Below are 19,636 nucleotides of genomic sequence, written 5' to 3'. Positions count from 1 at the left end.
CCTACCCCTCGGCGGATGAAGAAGCGCCGGAAGAGGACTCCTTCTCCTCCGCCGCCTTCTCCTCTTCCTTCTTCTTCTCTTCCTCCTTCTCCTTCTCCGCGGCCTCCTGCTCCTCCCGCTCCTTCTCGGCCTCGGCCTGGGCTTGGGCCCGGGCGCCGGCCCGGTCGGTGCAGGCCGGGGCGGACGGAGCGGACAGGCCGTCGACCGCGACGACGGTGAAGCAGTACTCGGCGGTCTCGCTCCCGGTCGGGACCTGGGCCTCCTCCACGCCGGGGCCGGTGCGGGCGAGCGTCGTCTGCGGCTGCCCGGACACCCCGCCCACGACGAAGTAGCGGGCGGTGCCGCCGGAGGCGTCCTCCCACTTCACCTGCACCCCGGTCAAGCCGTCCTCCAGCCAGACCCGCCCGGGGGGCCGCGGCGCGGTGGCCTTCCCCTCCGAGCCGGACGCCTCTCCGGCGCCCTTCCCCTCGTCCGCGGCGGCGTCCTTCCCCTTCTCCTCGGCGGCCGGCTCCTCGGCGGCGGCCGTCCGCACTTCGGCCGGGCGGACCGCCCCGCCCACCCCGAGCAGCGCGGAGACCGCCAGGACGGACCCGGCCGCGGCGGCGATGTGCAGGTGGCGGCGCCAGCGCGGCGGCCGGGCCGGCCCTTCCAGGTCGCTGTGGTCGGGCCCGCCGTCCACGGGCTCGGGCCCGCTCCAGGCGGCGCCGGGCAGCGGCGGGGAGTCCGGTCCGCCGCTCCACCCCTCCAGCAGGGCCCACGCCTCGGTCCGGATCTCCGGCAGCTCCGGGGAGGGCGCCGCCCGCTCCTCCCCGCCCTCGCTGGGCAGCGGGGTGGGCTTGGCCTGGGGCCGCCGGCCGACCTGGCGGACCGGCGGCTCGGGCTCCTCCGGTGGAGCCGGCGCGGCGGGTGGGCAGTCGGCGCCTCCCGCCGACCGCTCCGGCGCGGGCCCCGGGCCCCTGTCCTCCGGACCCGGCGGGACCTGCGGAGACGGCGCCGCAGACGGGTGCCCGCCCGGCGCGCCCCACAGCGGCTGCGGCGCCGCCCCGGCGCCCGGTCCCGGCCGCTCCTGCGGGACCGGCGGGACCTGCGGACCCGACGGCACCGCCGCCGTCCGCCCGGGGGCCGCGGCCGGCCCGGTCGGCCCTTCCTCGGCCGGCCGGGCCGCCGGCGCCGGGTGGGGCGCCCGGGGGGCGGTCGGAGCCGCGCCCGGCCGCGCCGGCGGTCGCGAAGGCCGGTTCGGCGACGCGGGCGCCACCGGTGCCGCCGACGCCTGCTGAGCCGGCCGCGGCTCCGTCGCACCGGGTCCGGAGGGCGGCGCCGGCCTCGGCTCCGTGCCGCCCGGCCCGGGCGGCGGCGCGGGCCGCGCGGGGGGCGGAGCGGCCGGGCGCGTACCCGCCGCCGGGGTGTCGGACCGGAACGCGGCGCCCGCCTCGCTCCAGATCCGCTCCAGCTCGGTCTCGAACGCGGCGGGGGTCACCGGCCGGTCCTCCGGGTCCTTGGCCATGGCCGCCGCGAGCAGCCCGCTCACCTGCGCGGGGGCCAGTGCCTCCGGGAGCGGCGGGACGGGTTCGCGCAGCGCCCGGCGGGCCGAGGCCTGGGCGTCGGCCCGGTCGCCGCTGCCGTCGGAGAACGGGGCGTGCCCGGCGATGAGCGTCCACAGCGTGGAGGCGAGCGCGTAGACGTCGGATGCGGGAACGGGGGTGCGGGCCCGGAGGATCTCCGGCGGGGCGTGGAAGGCCAGCTCGCTGCTGGTCCGCAGGCGGGGCGGCGGGGAGCCGGCCGCGGCGGCCGACCCGAAGTCGGTGAGGACCGCCGAGGTGCCGGCGCGCAGCACGTTGCCGGGCACCACGTCGTTGTGGAGCAGGCCGCGGGCGTGCGCGGCGGCGAGCGCGCCGGCGACGGCGCGCCCGGCGCGGACCGCCTCGGCCAGACCGACCGGCCCGCCGCGGGCGATGACGTCGGCGTAGGAGCCGTCCGGCTGGAACGGCATCACCAGCGCGGGCTCCCCGGTGGCGGCCCGGGCGACGTCGAGCAGCGGCACCAGCCCGCGGGCCCCGGCCAGGTCGCGCAGGAGCTGGATCTCGTCGTAGGCGCCGGGGGCGTGCATGACCTTGACCGCGACCGGGGCCCCGGTGCGCGCGCTGACGGCCTTGAAGACCTGGGAGTTCCGGCCGCGGTAGGCGAGTACGGGCGAGTGGAAACCGGGGATCCAGTCGGTGGAAGGCGGTTCTCCACCGGGCATCTGCGTGCTCACTTCTCCGATCGGGGGGCGGTCACGGCGCCCCCTGCTGCCCCGGGCCGCCGAAGAGCGGGCCGGTCTGCCCGCCGCTGTTCCGCTGCTCGTTGATGACCTGCTGCTTCTCGAACGCCGCGTGCACCGCGATGCCGCCGCAGATGAGGGCGATCAGGATGGCGCCGCCGATGAGGGCGGGCCACACCGCCTGGCGCCGCCGCCAGTACCGGCTCGACCCGTAGAGGAGGGCGGCGCGCAGCTGCCGCCGGCGCAGCGCGTCGGCCTGCAGCACGTACTGCTCGGCGTTGGGGGTGAAGTGGAAGGCCTCCGGCACATGCTCCCCGGCGTCCGCGGGCGCGGGCCCTCCGGGGGCCGGCCCCGGTCGCGGGGCAGGAGGCGGGGGCGTCGTCGCAGGCTGGGTCATGGCGCGGAGCAGGGGCTTAGAACAGGTTGTTCAGGTGGTTGGTCAGCCGCGAGTAGCTGTTCGCGGCGCCGTCGGTGGCGTCGATGACCTTGGCGAAGGCGTCGTTCACCGCGGCGAACTGGGTGTCGAACTCCTCGGCCTTGGCCTTGAACTGGTCGTTCCCCGAGCCCTCCCACTTGTTCACCGTGGTCTCGGACTGGGTCTTGATCTCCTCCATGATCGCCTGGAACCGGCTCAGGTGCCCCTGCTGGTCCTCGGCGAGGCCCTGCAGGCCCGCCACGTTGCCGTAGACCTCGTAGCTCACGACTCTTCCTCTCCTTCAGACGTGCTCGGCTCAGCGTGCGCCCGGCGTCAGCCGTTGATCGGCCGGGACAGCCCCCCGGCCTGCCGCCCGGCGGCCGCGAACTCGTCCCCGGAGTCGCTGTCGACCGCGGTGAACTCCCGCTGGCCCTCGTTGAGCTTGATCCCGTTGTTCCGGCACCAGGTCATCAGCTCGTCGAACCGCGTGGTCAGCTCGTTGCGCGCGTCCCGGAACCTCGCCAGCGCATTGCCCTGCAGGGAGTCCCCGTCCCGGTCCATGTCCTGGATCAGGTTGTTGAGCCGCTGGTAGAGCCCCTCGGAAGAGATCCCGAGGTCTTCCCCGCCCTTCCCGAGGGCATCGGCCTCGGTCAAACCGGCATAGTTCGACACAGGACACTCCTTCTCACGCAGGGGATCACCCACGCCACGCATGGGCTCACTGTGAGCGTATCGTCCCTCACCGACGATCACACACCCCAAGATGTCCGATTCCGGACATGCCCTGTCTCACCTCCCCTTGCGCCGGAAACTCCCCCGCCTCTTCCGACGGCGCCGCGGCGGACCGGGCGGTCAGTCCGAGGTCAGCCGCACCACCAGGTCGAACAGCCCCATCGACCAGGCCAGCACCCCGCACAGCGCGATCACCAGCACGATCTCCACGCCGTTCAGGGTGCGGCGGAGGGAGGCGCGGGGGACGTCGGCGAGGCGGACCCAGCTGAGGACGGCCAGGACCGCGCCGGCGGCGAGGGTGAGGGCGGGGAGCCAGGGGCCGAGGGACGGCAGCAGGGTCCAGGCGCCCAGGGCGCTCACTCCCAGGCCGAAGGTGCCGCCCAGGCGGAGCGGGAGGGTGTGCCGGATCCGGTCGAAGAGCCGGGCGCGGAAGACCATCAGCAGCGAGACCAGGGCGGCCAGCAGCACGTCCTGAGTCCGGCCGCCGAGCAGGACCAGCAGCGGGGCGGCGGCCGCGGCGGCCAGGGCGCAGCCCAGGACCAGTCCGTGCAGCAGGCGGTCGCTGCTGGTCAGGGTCTCCTCGAACCGGTCGGTGGCCACCTGGCCGGAGTGGCGGACCTCGTAGTCCAGGGCGGACAGCCCGCCCATGGACAGCGCCATCCGAGGGAGCGCGCCCACCATCAGCACCAGCAGCACGGCCGCGGCGCGGGCGCCCTGGGCCGGGTCGGTGAACATGCCGGTACCGGCCAGCACGCCCCCGGAGACCGCGAGCACCGCCAGCGCGGCCAGGTAGGCCAGACCGGTCTCGTTCAGCGCCCAGCCCACGGCCGCGATGAGCAGCGCCCCGACGCAGCCGAACACCCCCAGCACCAGCGGGTCCGGCCCGGAGGCGAGCAGGGCGGCGAGCACCGACGCCGAGGCGCCCCAGGCGCAGGCGGCGCCGAGCAGCACCCCGGAGACCGCACGCATCCCGCGCCGGGAGGCGAACACCCCCAGGGCCAGGCAGAGCAGCGCGCCCGCCGCGGCCACCGCGATGTTCAGCGGCGACGGGTCCAGGTACTGCATGGCGGCCAGCATCGGCAGCGGGCCGATTCCGGCCACCAGGGTGCCGAAGGCGAACGTGGTCGAGGAGGTCCAGATGCCGCCGGACTCGTCGACCCGGTCCTCCACCGCGCCGCGCACGTCGTCGACGTGGGCCGGGCGCTCGGGCGCGGTCACCCGGCGCAGGGTGAGCACGTCGCCGTCGAGCACGCCCGCCGCCTCCAGGGTGGACTCCGGCGGGACCGGGGCGCCCCCGGCGTCGACCAGGGTCCATCCGGCCGGACGGGTGCCGTCGGCCTCCGGCGAGCAGACGCCGATCACCTGCGGCAGCAGGCCGGCCACCGGCACGGTCCCGGGGAGCGCCAGGTCCGCCCAGCGCTGCGGCCCGGCGACCTTGACCCGACAGTATCCACTCACGTCCGTCTGGTCCTTTACAGGATGGAGATGGGGAAGGACAAGTGCGCGCGGTGGTCGCTCGAACGCCGTCCGTGCGCAGCGAATTAGGTGAAAGCACCCGATCGCGGGATCATTACCGTAGCAACCCCGCTCCTCTCTGTTCCCAGCCGTACGAAAGACCTCGCCGTGGCGACCACACTCATCCACCGGCCGGCGCGCCACTCGGTCCCCGATCCGGGGTCCGACCCGCTGGTCATCGCCCCTCCCCCGCAGCTGCCGGACAACCCTCCGGCCAACAGCTCGATCGCGATGATCATCATGCCGGTGATCAGCGGCTCCGGTTCGCTGCTGATGGCGATCACGATGGGGAACCGGCCGCTGTACGCGGCCGCCGCGATGCTGGTGATGATCGCCAGCGTGGTCATCGGCATCGTCATGTTCACCGCGCAGCACAACGGGCCGCGCAAGCGGATCCGGGAGCAGCGCGAGCGCTACCTGGACTACCTGGACCAGCTCCGCGAGACGGTGCGCGAGGTCGCCGCCACCCAGCGGGCCGGCGCCGCGTTCCGGCACCCCGCCCCGGAGCTGCTCACCGAGACGGTGCGGCTGCCCGCCCGGCGCTGGGAGCGCCGCGCGAGCGACCCCGACTTCCTGCGGGTCCGGATCGGCACCGGCACCCGGCCGCTGGCGCGGCGGCTCAGCCTGAGGGTCGACACCTCCAACCCGCTCATCGTCTACGACCCGGTCTGCCGCGGCCTCGGCGACCAGCTGGTCGAGCTGTACGCCGAGGTCCCGGAGATGCCGCTGGTGCTGCCGCTGGAGGAGCTGGGCACCGTCTCGGTCGTGGGCGACCGCGCCGCCGGACGGGACGCCGCCCGCGCCCTGGCCGCGCAGATCGCCGCGTCCTCCGCGCCGGAGGACGTGCGCATCGGCGTGGTCCGGCACCAGCGGCTGCTCGCCGAGTGGGACTGGCTGAAGTGGCTGCCGCACAACGCCGCCGAGGACCTGGAGCACGTCGGGCCCGGCCGGGCGTTCACCACCCGCCTGGTCGCGGGCAACACCATGGAGATGGCGGAGCTGCTCGCCGCCGAGATCGAGCAGCGCACCGTGGACATGCAGCGGCGCCGCGGGGAGCGGCCCGGACCGGGCACCCGCCGCCTGGTGCTCATCGTGGACGGCGAGTTCCAGTCCACGCTGTCCGGGCTGGCCGCCGAGCCGCCGGTCTCCTCCCTGGCCGACCTCGGCATCCACCTGGTGGTGCTGCTCGGCGACCGCCGGGAGGAGCCCGAGCAGGTCGACATGCGGCTCACCGTGGACGCCGACGGCGCGCTGGCCGAGGACATCGGGGAGGCGACCCGGCCGGCCGACGCCGACCCGCCGCTGTCCGGAACCGCGGACCGGGCCGGCGCCGCGCTGATGACCACCATCGGCCACCTGCTGTCGCCGCTGCGGCTGGCCGCGACCGACAGCGGCGACGCGCTGCACGGCACCGTGGGCCTGCCGGAGATCCTGGGCGTGCCGGACGCCGCCCGGCTCGACCCGCGCCGCACCTGGCGGCCGCGGAGCACCGGCGACTTCCTCCGGGTGCCGATCGGCATCGGCCCCTCCGGCGGGCTGATCCTGCTCGACCTGAAGGAGTCGGCGTTCGGCGGGATGGGCCCGCACGGGCTGGTGGTGGGCGCCACCGGCTCCGGCAAGTCGGAGATGCTGCGCACCCTGGTCGCGTCGCTGGTGATCAGCCACCCGCCGGAGCGGCTGGCGCTGCTGCTGGTGGACTTCAAGGGCGGCGCGACGTTCGCCGACACCGACCGGCTGCCGCACAGCGCCGGGCTGATCACCAACCTCGCCGACGACGACGGCCTGGTGATGCGGTTCCGCGAGGCGATGTACGGCGAGCTGACCCGCCGCCAGCAGCTGCTCAAGGACGCGGGGAACCTGCCCAACCTGCACGCCTACGAGCAGGAGCGGGCGGGGGGCCGCACCGATCTGGAGCCGCTGCCGCACCTGCTGGTCATCATCGACGAGTTCTCCGAACTGCTCACCGCGCACCCCGACTTCGCGGAGCTGTTCGTGGCGATCGGCCGGATCGGCCGGTCGATCGGGGTTCACCTGCTGCTGGCCACCCAGCGGCTGGAGTCCGGCAAGATCAAGGGCCTGGAGTCGCACCTGTCCTACCGGATCGGGCTGCGCACCTTCTCCGAGGCGGAGAGCCGGGAGGCGATCGGCGTCGGCGACGCCTACCACCTGCCGCCCGAGCCGGGGTCGGGCTACCTGAAGGTGGACACCTCGGTCTTCGAGCGGTTCAAGGCCGCGATGGTCTCCCAGCCCTACGCGCCGCCGACCGACACCGACCGGTCCGACGACCCGGTGCTGCCGCTGATCTCCTACAACGGCCTCGGCCTGCTGCTGGACGGCCCGCTGGGCGCCGCCGCCCCGGCCGAGCCCGCGCGGAGCGAGGAGAAGGCCCGCAGCACGCTGCAAGTGGCAGTGGACCGGATCGTCGCGGCGGACGCGCCGCCGGTGCGCGCGGTCTGGCTGCCGCCGCTGCCGCCCGCGCTCACCCTGGACCAGGTGCTGGAACTCGCCGGGGAGGACGCAGGGGGCGACCCGGTGGAACCGGAGCCCACCGAGGTGAAGGCCGTCGTCGGCGTCACCGACATCCCCCGCGAGCAGCGGCAGGTCCCCACCGAGCTGGACTTCTCCGGCGCCGAGGGGAACATGGTCGTGCTGGGCGGGCCGCAGACCGGCAAGTCGACCCTGCTGCGCACCTTGATCGCCTCGCTGGCCTGGCGGTACCCGCCGGGTCGGGTGGCGGTCTACGGCATCGACTTCGGCGGCGGGCAGCTGGCCGCGTTCGAGCGGCTGCCGCACGTCGCGGGCATCGCGGGCCGGTCCGACCCGGAGCGGGTGCGGCGGGTCCTCACCGACGTGCGCAACCAGCTGGACCGGCGGGAGCGCGCCTTCCAGCAGCTCGGCCTGGACTCCCCGGCGGCGCTGCGCCGGGCCCGCGCCGAGGGGAAGGCGCCCTCCGGGGTGGCCGGCGACGTGTTCCTGCTGATCGACGGCTGGTCGTCGGTGCGGGAGACCTTCGACGACGCCGACGAGGCGCTGCTGGACATCGCCTCGCGCGGCCCCTCGCTGGGCGTGCACACCCTGCTGACCGGCGCGGCGAGCTCGCAGGTGCGCAGCAGGCTGCAGGCGCTGTTCGGCGGCCGAATGGAGTTCCGGCTCACCGACGCCTTCGACTCCGGCATCGACCGCAAGCTCTCCGAGGAGCTGCCGAAGGAGACCCCCGGCCGGGCGCTGCTGCCGGAGGAGAACACCGCGCAGATCGCGCTGCCCCGGCTGGACGGCACCGCCGGCGACGCCGACCTCTCCGACGGCGTGCGGGACCTGGTGGACCGGCTGCGCGCCCGGTGGAAGCAGGGCGAGGTGCAGCAGGTGCGCACCCTGCCCGCCCGCGTCGACCTGGACGGCCTGCTCTCCTCCACCAAGCCCGCCCGCCGCCGGAAGAAGCTGGTCATGGGCGTCGCCGAGAGCGACCTCGGCCCCGCCTCGATGGAGTTCGACGAGGACCCGCACCTGGTGGTCTACGGCGACCCGCAGACCGGCAAGTCGACGCTGCTGCGGGCGCTGCTCCGCCAGGTCGCGGCGCGGCCGGCCGCGGAGGTCGGCATCGTCCTGGTCGACTACCGCCGCGCCCACCTGGGCCTGGTCGACGAGGAGCACCTGCTGGCGTACTGCACGTCGGCCGAGCACACCAAGGCGGTCTCCGCGGACCTGGCCCGCTCACTGAAGGAGCGGCTGCCCGGGCCCGACGTCACCCCGCGCCAGCTGCGCGAGCGCAGCTGGTGGAAGGGGCTGGAGATCTTCGTGGTGGTGGACGACATGGACATCGTCGCCGGCCGGACCAGCCCGCTGTCGCCGCTGGCGGAGCTGCTGCCGCAGGGCCGCGACATCGGGTTCCACCTGATCGCCGCCCGCCGCACCGGCGGCGCGTCGCGCGCGGTGTTCGAACCGGTGCTGCAGGGACTGGGCGACATGTCCACCCCGGGGGTGCTGTTCTCCGGCGACCGCTCGGAGGGGCGGCTGGCCAACGGGGTCGCCTCCCGCCGGCTGCCGCAGGGCCGGGCGCTGCTGGCCAAGCGCGGCCGCCCGCCCGAGCAGGTCCAGGTCGCCTGGAGCGACCCCGCCGAGTAGCCCCGGCCCCCAGAGAACGGAAAGGCGTTCCGATGCGCTTCGCACGCCCCGCGGCCGCGATCGCGGCCGCGGCCCTCCTCTCCACGTCCGCCTGCTCGACCGGCACGGAGGCCGGCGGCACCGCCGCCGGGAGCGGCTCCGCCGAGGGGCCGCCGACCGGGCTGGCGCTGCTCTACCGCGGCCACGACGGCGGCGACCCGGAGCAGGACCAGGCCCTGGTCTTCCTGGACCCCGACTCGGGGAAGGAGAAGGCGTCCTTCCAGCTGCCGGAGGGGGCGGTCGACCCGATGGCGCCGGCGCTGCCCGCGCACTCCTGGTTCTCCGAGGACTGGAACCACTTCGTCTACGCGCCCCCGGAGTCGCCCACGGTCCAGGTCGCCCAGCTGACCAAGGACCAGAAGGGCGGCTACATCTACGAGCAGGCGGGCGCCCTGGAGGCCCCGCCCGCGGAGGTCTGGACCGACCCGCGCATCCACGGCGACCGCATCTGGTTCGCCGCCCGCGCCGCCGAGGGGCAGGCGGGCTCCTTCCAGGTGCTCTCCGTCCCCCTGGACGACCCGACCGCCTCCCCCACCCAGGAGGGCACGGTCCCCTTCGACGAGCACGGCACCCCCTCGGAGTGGGCCGTCGACCCCGACGGCGCCCTGCACATCCGCGACCAGGCCCCGATCACCCAGGCCACCGGCCCCGCCGGCGAGCCCCTCACGGTCCGGATGAGCGGCGACAACCTGATGAACGCCTCCCTCACCACCGCCGGCACCGAATGGCAGCACCTGCCGGGGGCGCCGGTCTGGGGCGGAGGAACGGCCCTGCTGTCGCCGGTGGGCGGGGCCATGGCGCCATCTCCCGCGCAGGGGGTCCAGCCCGTTCCGCAGCAGCAGGGGCAGACGGCCCAGCAGGGCACTCAGACACCGGGGGGCACCGGCCCGGCCGGCCGCCTGATCACCCTGGATGAGACCGGAACGGCCTTCACCGACACCCCGCTGCTGGAGGGGGAGGGGGAAGTGGTGCAGTACCTGCTTTCGGCCGAGGACGATGCGGTCCTCCTCCAGACGGAGAAGGCGTGGTACCGGCTCCCACTCGGAGAGGGCGGGGAGCCGGAGAGGGAGGCGGAAGAGCTGTTCAAGGTGCCGCGGGACGCGTCTATGGATGGGTATCCGTTGGCAACCCGATTGACATAACTTTCACAACCACTCACCAATTAACATGAAAAATAATTTTCGATTTTCGCAACCTGCTCCTCCTGAGTATCACTTGGAGAGAAGTGGTTTTCCATATACTCTCTCCTTATCTCCACACCTTTCACCTTTTTTTCGCAAACTTCAACCTCCCTTTCTTCAGCCAGTTCCCAAAGGCTCTCATCCAGTGCTATTTGAAAATCGGCAAAATCGCCGCCTTCCTCATTAAGGCGATCCCAAAATTTCCACTTCTGGTAATCTTGAACTACTTCAAGCCCCCCACCTTCCTCTTCTTCAACTATTCCACCTGACGTCAATATGTCAACGCTCTCCCCCCTATAATTATCCACCCCGGCCAGATACTCTTCTTTCTCGGGTTCAGAGAATTCCTCAAACTGCTCCGAAATTAGATAGACCCTAACGACTCGAGTAACCCATGAAGCAGACAGGTTTTCTGAAGTTTCCGGACTATCCCCTTCTTCGGAAGGCGACCCGTCTGCCCCACTCGTAGCGCACGAAGCTGCTGTCAGCATCAAAATTCCGATAGCAACCCCACCGAGAAGCCCAGGAAGTCGACGCCTCCTTCTATCATTCACCGTTTCATACCATCCCATTGCAGGCAAACACCAAAACGATCACTTTTTCTTTCCTTCGATTTTGGCTTTATATTCCCCCTCGCTCTTCGCACTCCACGCTTCTTTAGTTCCATTCCAGTTTTTTTCATAGTAAGACACAAAATCGTCAGATCGATCTTCCGCCTCACCAGTAACTGAATTCACCAAAGCTTGATCGATCTTGGTGTTGTCAGTTCCCCCTGCGGGGTCATCTGCTCCCGTATCCTCCGGGTTGTAGTTTTTCCATTTTTCAGGATCAACCTCTACTCGATAATTCCCATCTCTATCTTCTCTAATAACACCATAGTCATCGACCAAAGTCTTATACTCTTCATCACTCAGCGAATCAAGCTCACTTTTACTGATAACGCCATCTGAACCACTGAGTGAATGGCCAAGTGACATTATCTGAAAGCGCCGCTCAATCATCTCTGGTTTCAGTTCTACCTCCGCCCCATTCAGCCGCATCTCTGCCGGCGGAGGAGTGGGGAAAAGATATTTAAACGTAGGTTCCTTAGCTACGTCGATCAGAAACCCAACACTTTCAGCGACAACCGGAAAGCGACTTGTTGGAAGCGCAGCCTTGCCGATCTCGATCGACAGATCAGCAATTTTTTGATTTCTCTTATTCGCTTCTGCCTCGTCGATACCTCTAGCCATAGCTTCGTTGCTTAGTGCTGAATTATAGAGCGACGACAAGCCGCCGCTGGACTCAGCGTAACGAACCGTGTCGCCGGTTACTAGAGCAGCACCGTACGCAACGTTAATGTACTCATCGACTATTCCGAGAGTTCTCGCTGCAGTATAGTCGTTCCCGACTAGATACTGCATGAATCGAACAGCTTCCAGTCCCCCCATTGCAATCTTATTCGTTTCTACATAAAAATCACCAGCCCCGATATCTGCTTTCGATCCGGACTTTTCCTGCGCGAGCGTCGAGTCTGCAAAACTTACGACATACCTTTCAAAAATATCGGTAAGACTATCTGCTATAGTAACATTGTATGCCGTGAATGAAGTGTCCTTTTGTAGTCCTGTGTTAGTCAGGCTATCGAACATCTCCGGATTCGTCATTATTCCTATGAGCGCCGCAGAGGCCTCCCCTGCCATAGTTCGCGTCTCTTCTGAATACATTGGGCTTCCATACTCTGGAATCCAATCGATGAGCCCAGAGACGGCTTCATCGTCTTCCCAGTTATACGTGAACAGATTTTCAATAGTTTTCGATGGGTCAGAGCCATAGTAACGATGGTCATGTTGACCCGTCAGAATAGCGTGATTTGCCTCCGGGTTTCTGGTCGACACTTCAAGGATATTATTTATATCTTTTTCAGGGAGCGCCCCCATAAGCTCTCGAGCAGGCTCCGAGAGAGAGTCGGGGAGATTCATGTTATGGGCGATCGATGTGGTAATCCCTGCAGAGAAAGCCTTTCCTCCTCGAAGATTCTCATCCACCCCCTCGAAGAGCCCTGCCAACCCAAGCATTCCTGAGCGCCAGGCCGAACCCCTTACTGTATTCTCTTCGTGCGGCGCTTCCGATGAAGAGGGATCGGTTTGTGGGGGAACGAAGTTTCCATAGTAATCAGCCTGCGGACCATAGGCGAGCGCTTGGAGCTCTGGGGGGAGCCGGTCGAACCCACCGCCATAGTCGGCATTGGAGAGGACGAGGATCCCCCCGCCAAGGGTCTTCAGAAGATCGGCACCCTCTTGAGTCGGATTTCCCTCAGAGTCCACCAATCCCATTTCATCGAGAAGGAACGGGACCGCCAGCGCGCCTTGCGCGCCGTTTTTCTCCAGATTCCCTAGTTCGGTGTGGAAGCCTTCCAGGAAGGCTATCTCATCTTCGCTGAGCTTCGCTCCTCTTCTCTGGCTCTCCAAAGCCCGAGCATTAACGGCATTTAGAGCTGCAATAATCTCATAGTAACGATCGTCAATCGGGCGCTGTCCCGTTGCGTAAAGCTCCATCTCCTCAGCCATCTCCTCTCCCTCGTTCTTTGTGACAGGAAGAGGCATTCCTGCTCCACTTACATTATATGGAGCCCACCCCATATCAATTGACTGCCCAAGTTCTTTCACTGCACTCTCGGACCAACCGCTTCTAAGAACTCTCTGGCAGTCGTCACCCCGATCACTCAAGTCATCCCATAGTTTCTTTGCCTGCTTATTCAGACCTTCAAGAATATCTGCATACTCTTTTGCATTTGCCACATTGGTTGCATCTTCCAAGGTTCCAAAAATCCCCAAAAGCCTAACTCTGTGAAATGCCTCTTGTGTCTTTAGTTTAACGATCTCAAGATCGTACCATTTAAGGTCCGAAGCCCATTTCTCTGTCACAAATGCCGCATGAAAAATAGCTTCCGCAGCATTATTCCATTTACCTTCACTGTAGATACCGGCGCTGCGAATATCATCCGATACCAACTCCGTGAACTCGTTCGCTGCTCCCGTAAGATGCTCTCTGACGTCTCCCGACTGGCCCATAAGCGTTCCACCTACCGCCCAGATCTCCCCGGCCGCATCTTCAACAGCCCCCGGCTCAGCGTCCGGCTTCTTGTAGACCAACCCCATGACTTACTCCCAACGATTCTGTTCTATATTGACTTCAATTAGTAAACATTAATATTTCTCGAAATTCCTCCCGTAGAGCGGTCATACGTCTCCGCCGCTTCAGCGTCCTCGTTCGTTATAGACTTACTCGCTCCTTCTGTGTTTTCCGCTGCAGAGATCGAATGTTCTTCGACTTTTGCCATATAGTTAACGTTTCGCACCATGTACTCTTCATACCCCCCAACACCGGGCTCTTTCCCTACAGCAGTCTCAGCCAATCCCATCGCTTTTACAAAATCCCCCCTCAAGCCAACCATCGCCCCTGCCGCACCTTGGGCATCTTCCGCTTTTGATACTGCGGGGTTTCCATTAACACCGACGCCACTCACTTAATCTCTCTCCTTTCACCGGGCTTCCAATGAAATTATTACTGTTAATTCAATTCCGTGCCGTACGCTGGCTCCCGTGGTGTTACGACCTGCTAGGTTACCCCGTGTCTTGTGACGGTTACTCACCTGAGGTGGTCATTCGGCGGCCGCTTGCGGCCACAGCCTCACAAGCTGCGTATTTCCCCTCGTCGGGGCTCACCTACCGAGCAGGCAGCAACACGTACAGCTCGTGATCGGGAAGCCCCGAACTCGTCGTCCACACCAGAAGGAGTCCGTTGATGAAGCGCCCGCTCCCGCATGCCACGGAAACCTTCGGCGTGCGCCGCGGCCGGCTCACTCTGTCCGCCGGCGTCCTCTGCGCCGTGCTGCTCTCCGCATGTGCACCGTCGGAGGAAGAGGAAGCCGAGATCGAGCTGCCGTCGGAGCCGACCGCGATCAGTCCGGACCGGGTGGTCACCTGCGCGGAGGTCGGCGACTGCGGGGAGGCCGGGTCGGTGCGCTGGTCGCTGCCGCTGGACGGCGGTTACCACACGGTGTACGAAGACAGCGGCACCCCTCTGCTGCTCCCGGAGGCCGAGTGGTTGGACCAGGCCTACTCCTCTCCTTCCGCGCTGGCCCACCAGGGCACCGTCCATTACTACGAGCAGGACCACTTCATCGCGGTGGACGCCGAGACCGGCGAGAAGCTGTGGGAGGTCACAGTCGATCCTGAGCAGTCCAAAAACGTGAAAGAGGTCCTTTTCGCGGGGGGCAATCTGATCGTCAATGCCTGGCGTGAACGAACCGAGGAGGCATTGCTCTATCTGGTCTCTCCGGAAAGCGGCGGAGAGTGGAAGCGCATCGACATCGACACGGCCTCGGCCTTCATCGCCCCGGAGGCCACCGACGAGCGCCGCGTCCTGATCGAGGACGCCGACGGCCGGTACTTCCTGGTCGACACCGACAGCGGTGAGATCGTGTGGTCGCGAAAACCGCCGACCGATGCCTCCGTCGGATCTCTGAACGACGATGGAGCGTACCTCCTGGACAAGCCCGGCAAGGATGAGAAAGGGCCGTCCCGGCTGATCCGCCTTGGTCTGAAGGACGGTCGGACGCTGTCCGACGTCGACCTGCCGAAGAGGGCCGATATCGCCGACCTGCTCACCGTGGCGGACGGGACGGCGGTCTTCGCCATCCAGGACAGCGACGACGGCCTCCTCTGGGCCGCCGATACCGAGACCGGAGAGACGCTCTGGAAGTACCCGGAGCCGGTCTCGGTCATCTCCATCGATCCCGGCGGCGACCTGGTTCACGTGCAGGAAGGCGAGGAACACCGGGCGATCGACGCCGGAACCGGGAAGGTCTCAGAAAAAGACGTCTCCGAGGGGGCCAAGGTGCCGATCGACCAGTTCGGTGCCCAGCACCGGGAATCTGATCCAGAGGCCCCCATGGCCGACCTGATCACCGCTGCCCCCTACGCCTATGGCCCCGGGGTGGAGGAGTTCAGCGTCGACGTGGGAACGGCGGTCTGGAACCTGGCCTCCTACGCCGCCGAGGACGGCTCCGCCGTCGGGTTGTACAACGGGTGCGCCCCCGGCGGGCTGGAGCCGCCCCGGCCGGACGTCGGGGCCGGCGGGTGGCGGTGCACGTCACCGCGGCTGTTCGCGGTCGACTACGGAGTCTGAAGCGCGCCGCACAGCGGCTCGGCGCAGCGCAGATAGCGCGCATCGGCGAGGAAGCGGCCGCCGAGGAACGCCTCCCCGTCCGCGTCCGCCCAGACAATGTGCGGCCGGTCCTCATCGTCCAGGGCGAGCGCGCTCACCCCGGGCTCCTCATCGGTGCGGGCCAGCGGGGTCCGCACCGTCTCGGTGCAGCCGCCGTCCAGGCAGGAGAGCAGCACCAGCCGCCCTTCGGCCGGGTCGAAGGTGGCCAGCTGCGGGTTGCCCTGCGAGTCCACCGCCAGCCCCGGTAGCGGCCGCCTCCATGCCGGGCCGGTGATGGTTCTGTCGGTGAAGTCGGTGCAGGCCGCGTCATGGCAGTCGGTCACGTGTACTGCGCCGTCCGGAATGGACCGGTAGGCCAGCACCGGGGTGCCGTCCGGGCGGTACTCGATGCGCGCACCGAAGCGGGCCTGCAGATCGTCGTCGAACTTCTTGCGGAACTGCTCCCCGAAGATCTCGTTCACCTCGGGCTGGGCGCATTCGGCGTCGGAACAGGAGATGACGTTCAGGACGCCGTAGGAGGCGTCGAAGGCGGCGACGGCGAAGCCTCCCGCCGGAGAGACGGCGATGTCCAGGAACGCGTCGTAGGTGGGGAAGCCGCCCGCTGCGACGTCGCCGGGCGGCTCGATCGTGCGCGGATCGGCACAGGTCGGCTCGTCGCATACCTGCAGGAGCAGATCGCCCTCGTCGTCACCGATCCCCCTGGCCGAGTCGCTGTCATCGGCGGGCGGCACGTAGGAGGCGATGACCAGACCGTCCCCATAGGGTGCCACCGCTGAGGCGAGGCTGTAGAGATCGCCCTGGAAGGAGCGGATCTGGGTTCCGTCGCCCAGATCGCAGTCGGTGGCGTCAACGCAGGACCACAGGTACAGACCGGAGTCCGGGTTCGGGGCGTAGAACTCTTCTTCTCCTGCCTCCCAGTTGAAGGAGTCCTGCCAGCCAGTGTGCACCAGCCCTTCGCCGACCACTGCGGCGCCGCCCCCTTCGAAGCCCCCGTTCTCGGTGACGGCTTCGCACTCGGGGTCGCAGACTTCCAGAAACGCTCCCCCGTTCGCCACGGCGATCAGCGCCCCTTCCCCTTGCGGGGAGATGTCGACGACGCCATCGTCGTTCCATACCGAGTCGATGGGACTCCCTTCCAGGTACAGGGCATCGAACGGGTTCGCCCACAGCGCCGCCGGGCCGGCCAGGGTCGGGAGGAGGAGCAGCGCGGCCAGGGCGGGTGCCGGGAGCACCGCCCAGGAGCGGCCTCCGATGTGCGGCGGGGGAAGGTGCGCGGCGATCCGGTCCAGGTCCGGGCCGGGCACGAGGTCGGCGGGGGCCGCCTGCTCCCGGTACACCACGGGCGCGCAGAGCAGCAGGACCGCCGGGGCGAGCACCAGCGCGGAGGCGAGCAGGCCGGCCGCCTCCGCGCCCGGGTGCCCGTCGCCCCAGCCGGGCCAGGCCTGGAGCAGCCGGTCCAGCCCGGTGCTTGCCAGGGCCGACAGTCCGCAGGAGGCGACCACGAACATCAGGTGGATGCGGCGGCGTTCGCGCCCCAGCCGGTAGGCGACCGTCAGGCCCTGCCACGCGCCTCGCCTCTCCAGCAGGGCGACCGGGAGCGCCACCATGAACGGCGCCAGCAGGAGCAGGCCGAGCAGCCCGGGGACTCCGACCGCGAACCAGGACGGCGTCTCCGCGACCGCCAGACCGATGGCGGCCGCCGCCACCGCCGTGGCGAGCGCGATCACCAGCAGGAACCAGGTGAGGACGGTGAAGTAGCGGCGCAGCGCGGCCCGCCAGGCGTCGCGGACGGCGATCGTCCGGCCCAGCAGGGCGGCGCCGCCGATCAGTACAGGGGCACCGATGACGATGGGGACGAGCGCCACTCCGAGCAGGGCGAGCACCCCGGCGGAGGCGAGGAACGGGGCGCTCGGGTCGGAGAGCGCCTCCAGGGAGCCGTTGAGGTAGACGGCGTCCCTGCTCTCCCACACCTGGAGGCCGTGGCCGAGCAGGAGGAGCGGCGCGGCCGGCAGGAAGGCGGCGACCAGCATCGGCCACAGCGTCTTCGGGACCGTGCGGGCGACCTTCGCCAGGAGTTCCTTCACGCCGCCGGTGGACTCCAGGTCGCTCGGTGGCGGCTTCCCTGGTTCCGTTCCGGCCTCTTCGGCCGTGGTCGCCGCTCCAGTGGGGGTTCTGTCCGGCTCGCTCATCCTCGCCCTTCCGAATCCGATTTGCGAGCTGAAGACTACTGCGAGTGTCCGATGCGCGGCCGCGCGCCCGGTCCCCCGTGGGCCGGGCGCGCGGCTTCCCCCTCCCGGTCGGGAGTCAGTCGGTGCGGACGCAGTCGATGTAGGGGCGGGCGTAGGCCGGGGCGGGGAAGGAGGCCAGGGCGCGGGCCAGGGCCTGCAGGGTGGTGGCGGCCAGGGCGATGTCGGGGTCGATGCGGTTGCCGGCCTGGTAGGGCTTGTCGGACTCCTCGCGGTAGGTCAGCAGCCAGGTGGCCCGGTGCTCGGTGTGCAGCGCGAGGAAGGCGTTGTAGTCCGGGGCCACCCCGGGGACGCAGCGCGAGGGCGGAACCGCAGGCGGGTCCTCCCGGCGGGGCGGGGGCTCGGGCAGGCGGCGGGCCCCGCGCGCGTGGCGGGGGCCGGGCCCGGGGTCGGGCAGCACGCCCAGCACCGGGACCACGAGCAGGATCAGTACGGACAGCAGGTTCCACAGGGTGGGGAAGCGCTCCCCATCGCGATGGTGGATACCCTGGCACATGTCGTCACCTCGGTGTGAAAGTCGGGTGATGGCCACGCCTCCGGACGGCTGGCACCGTCGCGGGGGCCTTTCGATGGGTTCACCATCACCGGGCGCCGCCACCGATATCCACATATCGCTGCTGTCCTCGAAAAACAGCTATACCCATCGATGGAATCCGATAGAGTATCGGTAAAAGGTGGTGATCAATGACTCCCACTGAAGACGCCGCTCTCAAGTTCGGTGACGACTTACGCCGTTTCCGCAGACAGAGCGGGTTCTCGCAGCAGCAGCTGGCCGATGCGATCCCGATGTCCCAATCGATGATCAGCGATATCGAGCGCGGTCGCGTGGCCCCGAAATGGGAGCATGTCGAACGAATCGACAACGTGCTCACCACTCGCGGGCGGGTGGCGGCTTCCTGGAAGCTCCGCTTCAACGCCCATCAGGTCCCCCCTTGGGTCAAGGAGGTCTCGCAGCTAGAGCAGAGAGCCGCGTGCATCCGGGACTACCATCCCCTCGTCGTGCCCGGTCTCCTCCAGACTGAGGCATATGCCAGGGCCACGATCCGCGCCGGGAACATGAACGCCACACCAGAGCAGGTCAACGCCCTGGTCACTTCCCGCCTGGAGCGACAGCGGATATTGGCCTCTCCCGCCGCTCCCCGATACACGGCGGTCATCGATGAAACCGTCCTCCTGCGCCCCACCGGTGGAACGCAGGTGATGAAAGAACAGATAGACCACCTCATCGCCTCATCTGGCAATGAGCGCATAGAGCTACTGATCGTTCCGTTGAAAACGAAGATGCATCCAGGGCTGGACGGCCCCTTCCGCCTGCTGAGCGTCCCCGACCTCGGGGACATCTTGTGGCGGGAGGTCCGGCGGGCGGGCGGGCCGGTGGAGAACCCCGATCATGTCGCCGAGCACGCGAGCCTGTTCGCCGACATCCTCGGTTCGGCTCTCCCCGCCGAAGAGTCCTTGTCCCTGATGAAGCGGATCAGAGGAGAACTACCGTGAGTCCTCGACGGACCTGGCACACGGCCACCTATTCAACGGGCGAAAGCAACTGCGTCGAGGTCGCCGAAGGCCGGACCACCGCCGTCCGCGACACCCGCCACCGCCACCTCGGCCACCTCGAATTCCCCGCCGCCGAGTGGGAGGCGTTCCTCGCCTCGGTGAAGGCCCCATGACGGGATAGCCGGAGGCACGGCCCGCCATCTCGCCCACCTGGCATTCCAGCAGGCGGGGGCGGGGTTTGGCGGGGGAGGCGGGTGAGCAGGGCCACCCACGCAATCGATGGCCGGGGGCCGCGGGTGCGGTGCGCAGTGCGTCGGCCGTGCGGGGGCTCCCGGTCCGGTGGCCGGGTGCGGTGTTCCGGGGTCCCTCCGGTGCGCGGGGCGCCCGGTCGCCCTCCGCGCGATTTACCCGAGGGGACGTT

General features: G+C 68.6%; 15 protein-coding genes. 5 read left to right on the top strand and 10 right to left on the bottom strand.

From position 1 onward, the window contains the following. Nucleotide 1 precedes the first annotated feature (1 nt). The 5 genes from J0910_RS03990 to eccD form a co-directional block, all read right to left on the bottom strand. Nucleotides 2–2,242: a serine/threonine protein kinase gene (locus tag J0910_RS03990; RefSeq protein WP_420157149.1), complete on the bottom strand. Its 2,241-nt coding sequence runs from the start codon at nucleotides 2,240–2,242 to the stop codon at nucleotides 2–4. A gap of 31 nt (nucleotides 2,243–2,273) precedes the next feature. Beyond that, complete coding sequence (locus J0910_RS03985; RefSeq protein ID WP_420157148.1) at nucleotides 2,274–2,657, bottom strand: hypothetical protein; 384 nt, start codon at nucleotides 2,655–2,657, stop codon at nucleotides 2,274–2,276. 16 nt (nucleotides 2,658–2,673) lie between these two features. Next, nucleotides 2,674–2,961 (bottom strand): WXG100 family type VII secretion target, encoded by a 288-nt coding sequence (locus J0910_RS03980; RefSeq protein WP_420157147.1) that lies wholly within the window; start codon nucleotides 2,959–2,961, stop codon nucleotides 2,674–2,676. 47 nt (nucleotides 2,962–3,008) lie between these two features. Then, nucleotides 3,009–3,347: a hypothetical protein gene (locus J0910_RS03975; RefSeq protein ID WP_420157146.1), complete on the bottom strand. Its 339-nt coding sequence runs from the start codon at nucleotides 3,345–3,347 to the stop codon at nucleotides 3,009–3,011. 180 nt (nucleotides 3,348–3,527) lie between these two features. Next, a complete protein-coding gene (gene eccD / locus J0910_RS03970) occupies nucleotides 3,528–4,865 on the bottom strand; it encodes a type VII secretion integral membrane protein EccD (protein ID WP_420157145.1) in 1,338 nt (445 codons plus the stop codon). A gap of 297 nt (nucleotides 4,866–5,162) precedes the next feature. On the opposite strand from eccD, the gene eccCa reads away from it, so the two are divergent. After that, nucleotides 5,163–9,044, top strand: a complete 3,882-nt coding sequence (gene eccCa / locus J0910_RS03965) for a type VII secretion protein EccCa (protein WP_420161882.1) — start codon at nucleotides 5,163–5,165, stop codon at nucleotides 9,042–9,044. A gap of 32 nt (nucleotides 9,045–9,076) precedes the next feature. Next, complete coding sequence (locus J0910_RS03960; protein ID WP_420157144.1) at nucleotides 9,077–10,225, top strand: hypothetical protein; 1,149 nt, start codon at nucleotides 9,077–9,079, stop codon at nucleotides 10,223–10,225. A 20-nt stretch (nucleotides 10,226–10,245) separates the two neighbouring features. Here J0910_RS03960 and J0910_RS03955 read toward each other — a convergent pair whose 3' ends face one another. The 3 genes from J0910_RS03955 to J0910_RS03945 are packed head-to-tail and all read right to left on the bottom strand — an operon-like array spanning nucleotide 10,246 to nucleotide 13,772. Continuing rightward, entirely contained in the window at nucleotides 10,246–10,836 is a 591-nt protein-coding gene (locus J0910_RS03955) for a hypothetical protein (protein ID WP_420157143.1), read from the bottom strand. Nucleotides 10,837–10,857: 21 nt separating this feature from the next. After that, the gene (locus J0910_RS03950) at nucleotides 10,858–13,404 is read right to left on the bottom strand and encodes a TPR repeat domain-containing protein (protein WP_474646586.1); all 2,547 of its coding nucleotides are present in this window, start codon (nucleotides 13,402–13,404) and stop codon (nucleotides 10,858–10,860) included. 38 nt (nucleotides 13,405–13,442) lie between these two features. Beyond that, a complete protein-coding gene (locus tag J0910_RS03945) occupies nucleotides 13,443–13,772 on the bottom strand; it encodes a hypothetical protein (protein ID WP_420157142.1) in 330 nt (109 codons plus the stop codon). A 278-nt stretch (nucleotides 13,773–14,050) separates the two neighbouring features. On the opposite strand from J0910_RS03945, the gene J0910_RS03940 reads away from it, so the two are divergent. Continuing rightward, complete coding sequence (locus J0910_RS03940) at nucleotides 14,051–15,436, top strand: outer membrane protein assembly factor BamB family protein (RefSeq protein WP_420157141.1); 1,386 nt, start codon at nucleotides 14,051–14,053, stop codon at nucleotides 15,434–15,436. On the opposite strand, the gene J0910_RS03935 is transcribed toward J0910_RS03940, so the two are convergent. Next, the gene (locus J0910_RS03935) at nucleotides 15,424–17,664 is read right to left on the bottom strand and encodes a hypothetical protein (RefSeq protein WP_420157140.1); all 2,241 of its coding nucleotides are present in this window, start codon (nucleotides 17,662–17,664) and stop codon (nucleotides 15,424–15,426) included. The two genes, J0910_RS03940 and J0910_RS03935, sit on opposite strands and share 13 nt — an antisense overlap. Before the next feature lie 115 nt (nucleotides 17,665–17,779). Continuing rightward, the gene (locus J0910_RS03930; protein WP_420157139.1) at nucleotides 17,780–18,217 is read right to left on the bottom strand and encodes a hypothetical protein; all 438 of its coding nucleotides are present in this window, start codon (nucleotides 18,215–18,217) and stop codon (nucleotides 17,780–17,782) included. A gap of 188 nt (nucleotides 18,218–18,405) precedes the next feature. On the opposite strand from J0910_RS03930, the gene J0910_RS03925 reads away from it, so the two are divergent. Together J0910_RS03925 and J0910_RS03920 are read left to right on the top strand one after the other, a co-directional pair. Continuing rightward, a complete protein-coding gene (locus J0910_RS03925; RefSeq protein WP_420157138.1) occupies nucleotides 18,406–19,215 on the top strand; it encodes a helix-turn-helix domain-containing protein in 810 nt (269 codons plus the stop codon). After that, on the top strand, nucleotides 19,212–19,388 hold the full coding sequence (locus tag J0910_RS03920; protein WP_420157137.1) for a DUF397 domain-containing protein: 177 nt from the start codon (nucleotides 19,212–19,214) through the stop codon (nucleotides 19,386–19,388). Before J0910_RS03925 ends, J0910_RS03920 begins: the two co-directional genes overlap by 4 nt. The last annotated feature ends 248 nt before the right edge of the window (nucleotides 19,389–19,636 follow it).

This window comes from Nocardiopsis oceanisediminis (assembly GCF_048595525.1).
Lineage (GTDB): Bacteria > Actinomycetota > Actinomycetes > Streptosporangiales > Streptosporangiaceae > Nocardiopsis_A > Nocardiopsis_A oceanisediminis.
Note: the sequence above shows the minus strand (reverse complement) of the source record. Positions and strands in the feature narration are given on the sequence as shown.